The organism is Mesorhizobium sp. M7A.F.Ca.MR.362.00.0.0 (genome assembly GCF_004023175.1).
Taxonomy (GTDB): domain Bacteria; phylum Pseudomonadota; class Alphaproteobacteria; order Rhizobiales; family Rhizobiaceae; genus Mesorhizobium.
Genome location: NZ_RZTF01000660.1, coordinates 1 through 1,904 on the forward strand (window position 1 = coordinate 1; position 1,904 = coordinate 1,904).

2 protein-coding genes are annotated in these 1,904 nt (G+C 63.1%); one reads left to right on the forward strand and one right to left on the reverse strand.

From position 1 onward, the window contains the following. Positions 1–138: 138 nt before the first annotated feature. Positions 139–1,077: an NAD(P)-dependent oxidoreductase gene (locus EOC06_RS36520; RefSeq protein WP_127331723.1), complete on the forward strand. Its 939-nt coding sequence runs from the start codon at positions 139–141 to the stop codon at positions 1,075–1,077. A 24-nt stretch (positions 1,078–1,101) separates the two neighbouring features. Here the strand turns inward: EOC06_RS36520 and EOC06_RS36525 are convergent, their stop codons facing one another. Continuing rightward, positions 1,102–1,884, reverse strand: a complete 783-nt coding sequence (locus tag EOC06_RS36525; protein WP_127322177.1) for a FadR/GntR family transcriptional regulator — start codon at positions 1,882–1,884, stop codon at positions 1,102–1,104. Between the last annotated feature and the right edge of the window lie 20 nt (positions 1,885–1,904).

Here is a 1,904-nt window from a genome sequence, read left to right on the forward strand (position 1 = left end):
CAGTGATCCGCTTCGTCATTTTGCTCTCCACATCCTCAGGAATTTATGTGTATTGTCAGACAATATCGCCATCCGCAACCACCCTCGCCTGCAAAACGGCAGCGCCTGACATCAATCATTGCAACAGGACTTGAAGACATGAACACGACTGCCGCGAGCGAAAAGATCGGCTTCATCGGGCTTGGCCTTATGGGCCACGGGATCGCCAAGAACATCGTCGACAAGGGCTACAGCCTGACCTTCCTCGGCCGCAAGAACCGCAAACCGGCGGAAGACCTGCTTGGCCGCGGCGCCACGGAAGCATCGACCTCGCGCGATGTGGCGGCGGCATCTGATATCGTCTTCATCTGCGTCACCGGTTCGCGCGAGGTCGAAGCCATCATTCGCGGCCCCGGCGGCCTCAAGGAGGGCTTGAAAAAGGGCTCGGTCGTCGTCGACTGCTCGACCTCCGATCCGGTCTCGACGGTGGCGCTGGCAGCGGAACTCAAGGCGCTCGGAATCGATTTTGTCGACGCGCCGCTCAGCCGCACGCCGAAGGAAGCCTGGGAAGGCACGCTCGACGCCATGGTCGGCGCGCCGGACGCCCTCTTTGCCAGGGTGAAGCCGGTGATCGAAACCTGGGCCGGCCGCATCGTCCATATCGGCGACACCGGCGACGGCCATCGCATGAAGCTGCTCAACAATTTCATCTCGCTCGGCTACGCCGCGATCTATTCCGAGGCGCTGGCGCTGGCTGAGAAGGTCGGCATCTCGCCGCCGCGCTTCGACAGCGTCATTCGCAATGGCCGCATGGATTGCGGCTTCTACCAGACCTTCATGCGCTGGACGCTGGAAGGTGACCGCGACGCGCACAAATTCACCATCGCCAATGCCTTCAAGGACCTGACCTATCTGGAATCGATGGCGGGTGCGGCCGGTATTGCCAATCCGCTCGGCAACGCCACCAAGAACTCCTTCGCCGGTGCCCATGCAACCGGGCCGGCCGAGCAATTCGTGCCGATGCTGGCGACGCATATCGCTGGGGTGAACGGTGTCGACCTGATGCCGATGAAGGATGGGAAGAAGCAGACCATTTGACCGATTACCCAACCCTGGCACCGGTCACCGCCTCCACCGCCCTATCCCATCGTCGGTATCTGCAAGCAGCTTGTGTACGGCGTTGCGCGCGGCGGCTGGGCGCTGCAGGCGGATGTTTTTTTCGATCGCCTCATGCAGCTTCTGCGCCTGGCGCTGATCGGCGACCTGCTGCGTCGTGAATGCGAAGAGATGGTCGAGGGCCGACTCGATCAGCACGCCGAGCGGCACCAGGAGGTCGTTGCCGGAGGCGCGCAGGATGGCCAGATGAAAGCGCGTATCAGCGCGGATACGCTCCTGCAGGCTCAAGGCCTCGCCCATCTCGCGGCAGGCCTGGCTGATTTCCGCCATTTGCTCGTCGCTGCGCCGTATGGCGGCAAAGGCCGACGCTTCCGGTTCGATGATATGACGAAACTCCTGCACGGTTCGCAGGAACGCCTCGCGGTCGGGCGCCGTCGCGTACCACGCCAGCACGTCGCGATCGAGCAGGTTCCAGCGCTCCTTCGGCTCGACCCAGCTGCCGATCTTGGGGCGTGAGGCCAGCAGGCTTTTCGCCATCAGCATCTTGATGGCTTCGCGCACCGCCGAACGGCTGACATTGAAGATCTCGGCCCATCTGGACTCGTTGGGCAGGATCGTGCCGGGCGGATAGTCGCCACGCACGATCCGCAGGCCAATCTCGCCGGCCAGCGAGACATGGACGCTCGCTCCCGCAAAATGCGCGGCACCGGCCTTGCGCATCACAGCCGGGCCGTGGCTGGCTTGTGCCTTGGCCCGGTCGGTTCGCTTGCTTGACTTCTCGTCCGGCATCCACGTTCCAATGCGTCGAC